Origin of the sequence: Hyphomicrobium sp. (genome assembly GCF_036833075.1) — a bacterium.
Lineage (GTDB): Bacteria > Pseudomonadota > Alphaproteobacteria > Rhizobiales > Hyphomicrobiaceae > Hyphomicrobium_C.
In genome coordinates this window covers 69517-77655 of sequence record NZ_DAITQL010000008.1, presented here as the reverse complement: position 1 = coordinate 77655, position 8139 = coordinate 69517, and the positions used below count along the sequence as shown (strand labels likewise).

Annotated in this window: 7 protein-coding genes and 1 pseudogene; 6 read left to right on the top strand and 2 right to left on the bottom strand. The window is 65.1% G+C overall.

The genetic code is table 11. The features are described from left to right. Positions 1–20: 20 nt before the first annotated feature. Complete coding sequence (locus tag V7082_RS04410) at positions 21–995, bottom strand: recombinase family protein (RefSeq protein WP_327195674.1); 975 nt, start codon at positions 993–995, stop codon at positions 21–23. A gap of 118 nt (positions 996–1113) precedes the next feature. Here V7082_RS04410 and V7082_RS04405 point away from each other — a divergent pair, with 118 nt between their 5' ends. From V7082_RS04405 to trxB, 4 genes and pseudogenes are all read left to right on the top strand, one after another. Then, positions 1114–1743 carry a DeoR family transcriptional regulator gene (locus V7082_RS04405; RefSeq protein ID WP_020818596.1) on the top strand — a complete coding sequence of 210 codons (630 nt, stop codon included), beginning with the start codon at positions 1114–1116 and terminating at the stop codon, positions 1741–1743. A 234-nt stretch (positions 1744–1977) separates the two neighbouring features. Next, positions 1978–2142, top strand: a pseudogene (locus V7082_RS04400) (JAB domain-containing protein); the annotation flags it as partial. Between the two features lie 223 nt (positions 2143–2365). Beyond that, positions 2366–3253: an alpha/beta fold hydrolase gene (locus V7082_RS04395; RefSeq protein WP_334146402.1), complete on the top strand. Its 888-nt coding sequence runs from the start codon at positions 2366–2368 to the stop codon at positions 3251–3253. Between the two features lie 138 nt (positions 3254–3391). Next, positions 3392–4357, top strand: coding sequence for a thioredoxin-disulfide reductase (gene trxB, locus V7082_RS04390; RefSeq protein ID WP_334146401.1), 966 nt, complete (start codon positions 3392–3394; stop codon positions 4355–4357). Between the two features lie 184 nt (positions 4358–4541). Here the strand turns inward: trxB and V7082_RS04385 are convergent, their stop codons facing one another. Next, a complete protein-coding gene (locus tag V7082_RS04385; RefSeq protein ID WP_334146400.1) occupies positions 4542–5417 on the bottom strand; it encodes an SMP-30/gluconolactonase/LRE family protein in 876 nt (291 codons plus the stop codon). Positions 5418–5659: 242 nt separating this feature from the next. Here V7082_RS04385 and V7082_RS04380 point away from each other — a divergent pair, with 242 nt between their 5' ends. Both V7082_RS04380 and leuC read left to right on the top strand, forming a co-directional pair. Next, on the top strand, positions 5660–6562 hold the full coding sequence (locus V7082_RS04380; protein ID WP_334146399.1) for a LysR family transcriptional regulator: 903 nt from the start codon (positions 5660–5662) through the stop codon (positions 6560–6562). 149 nt (positions 6563–6711) lie between these two features. Beyond that, positions 6712–8118 carry a 3-isopropylmalate dehydratase large subunit gene (gene leuC, locus V7082_RS04375; protein ID WP_334146398.1) on the top strand — a complete coding sequence of 469 codons (1407 nt, stop codon included), beginning with the start codon at positions 6712–6714 and terminating at the stop codon, positions 8116–8118. Positions 8119–8139: the final 21 nt, after the last annotated feature.

Sequence of the window (8139 nt, the reverse complement as noted above, 5' to 3'; positions counted from 1 at the left end):
CTCCACCCAATCGAGGGGACCTATTGCGAGCTGCGCTGCGAGCAGATTACCCTTCTCGCCGCCTCGAACAGCTCGCGCTCGACGACGGCCTGAAACACGTCCTGCGCCCTGATCCACATCTCGGGCTCATTGGCGACGCGCTTCTTCTTGAGCTTGAAGGAGCGACGATTCCAGACGTTGTCGCCGACATATTTCTCGTTGATCAGAATCTGGTGGACCGTGCCCCGGGTCCAGGGACGCCCAAGATCGGTCGGAACGCCGCGTTGATTGAGATCGTCCGCAATCTCCCGCTCGCTATATCCCTGATGGACGAAAGCCCGGTAGATGCAGCGGACCAGATCGACCTCTTCGGCAGGGCCCAGCGTCAGGATCACCCGATCTGTCTGAATGCTCTTGTGCTCGCCCCGTTCGAGAAGCCCCTTGATGACGCCATGCTCGTCAATCAGCGTCCGACGCAGGCCGAAGCCGGCAGGCCCGCCCTGGCGGTAGCCTTTCTCGATCAGTCGGCCCTGGCCGGCGAACACCTTGGTTGAAAGCTCGCGGCTGTATTCGCCAGCCATCGCGCGTTTGACGCCCTTGACGATGGTCGAGATCGGGCTGCCGTCATTGTCGAATTGCTCGGCGCAATATTCGACGGCGATGCCGGCACGCCGACAAATATACTCGTAGTAGGCGCTTTCGTCGGCGTCCTGGAAGCGCCCCCAGCGGCTGACATCATAAACGAGAACCAGAGTGAAATCGGTGCTGCCCGATTGCACGTCCTCGATGAGTTGCCTGAGCGCGTCGCGTCCCTCGATCTTTAACCCGCTTTTTCCAGCGTCTTCATAGGTTCGCACGATCTCGATTCCACGCGCCTCAGCATATTGGTTGATCGCGTCGGATTGGTTTTCGGTCGAATACTTCTGATGATCCGTCGACATGCGGACGTATTCGGCAGCCCGAAGTGGACGTTCAAGCTGCCCTGACCGGTCATCATCGTAAACTCTCCGGCTCATCACATGACGCCCTCCTGAAATCGGCTGCGGCGGTCCGGGCGACCTACCGCCGCAGCGCATGACGGGCCTGTGCCGCCACTCCGCAATGAAACCAGTCTAACTGCGGAGAAAACGGAAGATGTTGCCGAAAACGGGCAGGAAATTACCCCAATGGACAGGCGTCCTCGGCGGGCGTGAAATCTACGCGCGAACCATCGCGGAACTGCTGCGCAAAGAGCATGGCGACAGCCGCCGCGCGATCAAGCAGCTCATGCGTCAAACGGATGCAAGCGAGAGGACCGTGAAGCATTGGCTCTCAGCGCAGCACGGGCCGGATACGGTGTATTTCCTGCGCCTGGTGGTTTCGTCGCCCGTCATCAGGGCCTTCGTTCTCGGCCTGCTCGAAGGCCCGGCGGCGATCCCGTTGACCGGCCCGGTGGATCGCATATCGCTCGCCAGAGCTCGTGAAGCCTATGCGGCCGGCGAAGCCGCTGGCGGACGTTCAGAAACGGGTGCGCGGGAATATGACCCTAAACGTGTCCCTGAACGTGACCCTATAAATGTCCCTGATCGGGCAGAGATCAATGAGCGACAACGCTGGTTTCTGGGCCGAGTCGTCGAGGGTCGATGCGACGCCAGGGAGATCGCGGCTGTTTGGGACGTCAGTCTGAAAACCGCGCGACGGGACATCGCCGCACTCAAGGCGGCAGGTCTCATTTGCTATTTTGGATCACCAAGGAAAGGGCGGTATCGCAAGACAACTGGATAGCCGGAATGCCAGCATCGTGGATGCCCCGAGGGCTCCGCCGAATCGGTGGGCTTGAATTGTGAGGCGGAAAGGGTGAAGTTCGGTGCCGTGCATGACGTGAACTCGCTGAGCGCGGTTATGATCGCCCGTGACGATCACGATAGCGCACTAATTGCAGCTCCCAAACCCCGGCACCACCTTCAGGGTTTATTCAAAAAAATCGTTGAATATCAAAATGATAACGAACATCGTGGGATGATCCACAACCATCCCTCGGGCGATCCGACGCCCTCGCGCGCCGACATCGACATGACGCGCATGATCGTCGATGCGGCGCGGCCGCTCGGCGTCACGGTGCACGATCACGTCATCGTCGGGCGCAGCGGACATGCGAGCTTCCGCGCGCTGCGGCTGATCTAGAGTATATCTGCGCTTCCGCGGATGAGGCGGCGACGCGCGATGCGGCAGCGTGTCTGGATCCCGGCCTGCGCCGGGATGACGTTTGATGTGTGGGAACCGATTGCCCAAATACACCGTCACTCCGGCGAATGCCGGAGTCCAGACACGTCGATGTTCGGAACGGGTATTTCAGATCGGCCGTAAGGACGAGCCGACACGCCGGGGATAGGGAGATTGGAGGTCGATGACGGCGTTCTTCGATCGTAGGCTCAGGGCGCATCCGGTCCGTTTCGACCGCATGGCGCCGGCGCTTGCTGGAGACCTCGCCTACCGGCGCTTCTGCCTTCCCAGGTACTCGACGCGGCGGAGCCCGGATCATGTACGGCTTGCCGACCGGGCACGGTTCCATCTGCGGAATGCGAGCTGGGTGCGCGTCCCCACCACCGAGGGAGACGTCCAGGCTTACGTGTTCGAGCCGGAGGGTGGGCGCGCGCATGCGGGCGTTCTCATCGCCCACGGGTGGACCAGCGAAGCGTCGTTTATGGCGGTCTTCGCCGAGCAGCTCCGGCGGGCCGGCTTCCGCGTCGTCGCCTTCGACCAGCCGGCGCACGGCAGAAGCGCGCAGCCGCGCGCGAGCCTGATCGATTGCGCGCGGGCGCTGCTGCAGGTTGCCGAGGCGCTGGGGCCGCTCCGGTTCGCGGTCACGCATTCGATGGGCGGGCTCGCGGCGCTGCTCGTCGGCGAGGGCGGGCCGCCGATGGCGCGCCCCTATCCGTTCGAGCGTTACGTGCTGGTCTCCTCGCCCAATCGGTTCTCGACCATCACGCAGGAGTTCGCCGACGAGCTTCACCTCGGGCCGGCCGCGCGGCGCTCGTTCGAGCATCACGTGGCGCGTGTGGCGCATCGCCCGATGGCGACCTTTACCGCGGCCAGGCTGCTGGCGGCGACCGGGCGGCCGGCGCTGGTGATCCATTCGCGTGACGACGCGGAGGTGGGCTTCCGCAATGCCGAGGAGATCGTGGCGGCGTGCCCCCGGTCCCGGCTCCTGGCCTTCGACGGCCTGGGGCATCGGAATATTCTGTTCGCGCCGCCGGTGATCCGGGGAGTGGTGTCCTATCTCGCGGACGGTTGACAGGTGTTGGCTTGCGGCGGCCAGGGCTCGCGCCGGCCATCGTCCTCGACTATATGATGGCTGCCGCCGCGCCGGAGGGGCGCTTTGGCGGCAGGGCCGAAAAGACCGCGTTCGAGGCCGGGGCGAGAAGGATCGATCATGAGCAAAGCCAAGCATTCCCGCGTCATCATCCTGGGCTCGGGGCCCGCGGGATACACCGCTGCCATCTATGCCGCCCGCGCCATGCTGAAGCCGGTCCTCATCCAGGGCATCCAGCCGGGCGGGCAGCTCACCATCACCACGGATGTCGAGAACTATCCGGGCTTTGCGGACGTCATCCAGGGGCCCTGGCTCATGGAGCAGATGAAAGCGCAGGCCGAGCACGTCGGCACCGAGATCATCATGGATCACATCGTGAAGGTCGACCTTGCCACGCGGCCGTTCCGGCTCGAGGGCGACTCGGGCGACCACTACACGTGCGACGTGCTCATCATCGCCACGGGCGCGCAGGCACGCTGGCTCGGCCTGCCGAGCGAGGAGGCGTTCAAGGGCTATGGCGTCTCCGCCTGCGCGACCTGCGATGGCTTCTTCTACAAGGGCAAGGACGTGGTGGTCGTGGGCGGCGGCAACACGGCCGTCGAGGAGGCGATCTTCCTCACGAACTTCGCGAGGAAGGTGATCGTGGTGCATCGGCGCGACCATTTCCGCGCTGAGAAGATCCTGCAGGATCGCCTGGCCAAGAACGAGAAGATCGAGGTCGTCTGGGATAGCGCCATCGAGGAGATCGTGGGCAGCACCGAGCCGCGCTCGGTCGAGGCCGTGCGGCTGCGCAACGTCAAGACCGGCAAGATCACCGAGCGGCGGGTGGACGGCGTGTTCATCGCCATCGGGCACGCGCCGGCGACGGACCTGTTCCGCGGCCAGCTCGAGATGAAGCCGTCAGGCTACCTGGTCACGGCGCCGGATTCGACGGCCACGTCGGTGCCGGGCGTGTTCGCGGCGGGCGACGTGAAGGACGACGTCTACCGACAGGCGGTGACGGCGGCCGGCATGGGCTGCATGGCGGCGCTCGAGACGGAGCGCTTCCTCGCGCACGAGGCGACCACGGCCGAGGCGGCGGAGTAAGCCGCGTCGCCCCGTCCGTGCCCGATCGATGGGTATCTGGACTCCGGCCTTCGCCGGAGTAACGTTGGAGTTGAGGCAGCCAGTCTGCTTCAAAAAACAACGTCATCCCGGCATCATGGCGGAGCCATGCTTCGCATGGACGGCCGGGATCCAGATACGCCTCAGCTCAGATATGAGACGCGCCTCAGAACTTGTAGGCGACCACCTTGCCGTCGACCATCAGCGGGATGATGGCGGTGCGCGTCTCGCGGTTATAGGTGAGATCCGCGGTGCCCTGGCCGAGCGACAGCAGCTCCTTGGCGTCGCCCGAGCGCGAGATCTGGAACACCTTGCCGGCCACCCAGTCGCTGACGATGAAGCTGTCGGCATCGAACGGCTCCAGCCCGTCGAGGTTGCCGACCGGTGTGCCGTTGCCGAGATCGGCGATCGATTTGTCGGCGATGCTCACGGTCAGGAGGTTGCCGGGCGTCTTGGCGGAAAGGTCGGGCTGTACGTCGATTCCCCAGCCCGCGATCACCAGTTTGTCGCCCTCGACCAGGATGCCGTTCGGGCCCTTGAGGTCCGGGCTCTCCAGCCATTTCTCGAATGTTCCGTTCTCGAGCCGCCAGATGGCGTTGCCGCTGGTGTCGGTGACATAGATGCGCCCCTCGCTGTCGGCCACGACATCGTTCAGGAACTTGGAGCCCGCCGCCGGATAGCGCGCGCCGATGGCGCCGGTCGCGACGTCGATTTCGACGAGCTGGCCGATGTCGGCGACGTAAAGCTTGCCGCCGGCGAGAGCGAGGCCTTTGGGCCCGTCGAGCCCGGTGACCCACTTCTCCGTCGTGACCTTGCCGTCAGGCGAGAGCTTCGAGATGTAGCCGTTGCCGTCCTTGTCGAGCGGGCCGCCCGCGACGTTGCTCACGTAGATCACACCGCCGGCCGGATCGGGGAGCGCCGATTCCGGGTTCTGAAAGCCCGCGGTTTCCCAGAGCTTGGCGGGCTCGGCGGAGGCTGCGCAGGTCATCAGGGACGTGGCAAGCGCGACGGTCGTGAGGCGGATCATTCTCATCAAGGTCAAGCCTTCTCTCTCTGCGGCAGGTGGGACGGGAGGGTGAGACTGCCTGCCATATAAGCGATCGTGATTGGGCCTGCCACCGGCCTCCGTCGGTGAGGTAGCCGCGTCGATATGCATTTTCCGATGGCTAGGCATGATCTGCTATCAAATAATCGCAATGCTTGGGCAGACGGTACGTATGCGTGCGATCGGGGCCGCCTGATCCAGGTTTCGGCATGCGGGCCGGGACAAGCGGGGTTTCATTCATGGATTGGGACAAGCTCAGGATCTTTCACGCCGCGGCCGCGGCCGGCAGCTTCACGCATGCGGGCGATGCGCTGCATATGAGCCAGTCGGCCGTGAGCCGGCAGGTTTCCGCGCTCGAACGCGACCTCAAGGTCTCGCTGTTTCACCGCCACGCGCGGGGGCTGGTGCTCACCGAGCAGGGCGAACTGCTCTATGCCACGGTGGCCGAGGTCATGAGCAAGCTGCAGACGGCGGAGACGCTGCTCGCCGACACCACCACCAAGCCGTCCGGCGTGCTCGCCGTGGCCGCACCCGTCGGGCTCGGCACGGTGTGGCTGTCGCAGCGGCTCAGGGAGTTCATGGACCTCTATCCGGAGATCCGCATCGAGCTTCTGCTCGACGACGACCAGATCGACATCGCCATGCGGGCCGCCGACGTCGCCATCTGGACGCGGGAGCCGGATCAGGCGGATCTCATCCGCAGGCCCCTGTTCACGGCCAGCGTGCGGCCGATGGCGTCCGCGAAGTACACGCGCCGCTATGGCCTGCCGGAGACCTTCGCCGACCTCGACACCGGCGGACACCGCGTGCTGTCCTACAGTGGGCAGACGGCGCAGCTTCTCCCGGCCATCAGTTGGCTCGAGACGGCGGGGCGCGAGGACGGCGAGCCGCGCGAGCCGGTGCTTCGGACCAATAGCGTCGTCGCCATCAAGCAGGCGGTCATCGCGGGGATCGGCATCGGGATGATCCCCGACTACATGACCGAGCAGGACAGCGATCTCGTGCCGGTGCTCGTGAAATGCGGCGTCGAGAAGCCGAACCTGCCGGTGCTGTTCGTCTACCCGGAAGAGCTCAAGAGCTCCAAGAAGGTGCAGGTGCTGCGGGACTTTCTGGTTGCCAAGGCGCGGCACTGGCGGGACTAGGGCAGTCGGCGGGGGACCCTGGCCGGCCAGCGTGGTGGGCAAAACGCCGCGCGGGGCGGCTTATGAGCGATTTAAGCGGCGCTGATTTGCAAGCGGCGCGCCGAAACGCTATCTGATGAGAAAATTTCCCCTTATTCCGAGCCCAGACCATGGCCAAGACGCTTTACGACAAGATTTTCGACGATCACGTCGTCGACCGGCAACCCGACGGCACCTGCCTGCTCTACATCGACCGTCATCTCGTGCACGAGGTGACGAGCCCGCAGGCCTTCGAGGGGCTTCGCATGAGCGGGCGCAAGGTCCGCGCGCCCGAGAAGACGCTGGCCGTCGTCGACCATAACGTGCCGACGACGGACCGCAGCCGCGGCATCGCCGACGATGACAGCCGCATCCAGGTCGAGACGCTGGCCGCCAACGCACGCGATTTCGGCGTCGAGTACTACAACGAACTCGACAAGCGGCAGGGCATCGTCCACGTCGTCGGGCCCGAGCAGGGCTTCACGCTGCCTGGCACCACCATCGTCTGCGGCGACAGCCATACCTCGACGCACGGCGCCTTCGGGGCGCTGGCGCACGGCATCGGCACCAGCGAGGTCGAGCATGTGCTCGCCACGCAGACGCTGGTGCAGAAGAAAGCCAAGAACATGCTGGTCAGCGTGGACGGGGCGCTGCCCGCGCACGTGACGGCCAAGGACATCATTCTCGCCATCATCGGCGAGATCGGCACGGCCGGCGGCACGGGCTCGGTCATCGAGTACGCGGGCGAGGCGATTCGCGGGCTTTCCATGGAAGGCCGCATGACGGTCTGCAACATGTCGATCGAGGGCGGCGCGCGCGCCGGCATGATCGCGCCGGACGAGAAGACGTTCGATTTCATCAAGGGACGGCCGAAGGCGCCCAAGGGGGCGGCCTGGGACGCGGCGCTCAAGTACTGGGAAACGCTTCACACCGACGAGGGCGCGCACTTCGACCGCGTGGTCAAGCTCGATGCGGCCAAGCTGCCGCCGATCGTCTCCTGGGGCACGAGCCCCGAGGACGTGGTGTCGATCGCCGGCGTCGTGCCCGATCCGGCCGACGTCGCGGACGAAAACAAGCGGGCCTCCATGGCGCGCGCGCTCGACTACATGGGCCTCGCGCCCGGCACGAAGATGACGGACATTCCGCTCGACGTGATCTGGATCGGCTCCTGTACCAACGGGCGCATGGAGGACCTGCGCGAGGTGGCGAAGATCGTCGAAGGCAAGAAGATCTCGGATCGTCTGGCTTACGCGATGATCGTGCCGGGCTCGGGCCTCGTGAAGCAGCAGGCCGAGGCCGAGGGACTCGACAGGATCTTCAAGGCCGCGGGCTTCGAGTGGCGGGAGCCCGGCTGCTCCATGTGCCTCGGCATGAACCCGGATCAGTTGAAGCCCGGCCAGCGTTGCGCCTCGACCTCGAACCGCAATTTCGAGGGCCGGCAGGGCTACAAGGGGCGCACGCATCTCGTCTCGCCAGCCATGGCGGCCGCCGCGGCGCTCGAAGGGCATTTCGTCGATATCCGGAGGTGGTCGAACTGACGTTCGGCCGCCTCGGGCCGA

Excerpts from the sequence above, each read along its gene's own strand:
- V7082_RS04410 (WP_327195674.1), bottom strand. The coding sequence starts at position 995 with ATGAGCCGGAGAGTTTACGATGATGACCGGTCAGGGCAGCTTGAACGT.
- V7082_RS04405 (WP_020818596.1), top strand. The coding sequence starts at position 1,114 with ATGTTGCCGAAAACGGGCAGGAAATTACCCCAATGGACAGGCGTCCTC.
- V7082_RS04395 (WP_334146402.1), top strand. The coding sequence starts at position 2,366 with ATGACGGCGTTCTTCGATCGTAGGCTCAGGGCGCATCCGGTCCGTTTC.
- trxB (WP_334146401.1), top strand. The coding sequence starts at position 3,392 with ATGAGCAAAGCCAAGCATTCCCGCGTCATCATCCTGGGCTCGGGGCCC.
- V7082_RS04380 (WP_334146399.1), top strand. The coding sequence starts at position 5,660 with ATGGATTGGGACAAGCTCAGGATCTTTCACGCCGCGGCCGCGGCCGGC.
- leuC (WP_334146398.1), top strand. The coding sequence starts at position 6,712 with ATGGCCAAGACGCTTTACGACAAGATTTTCGACGATCACGTCGTCGAC.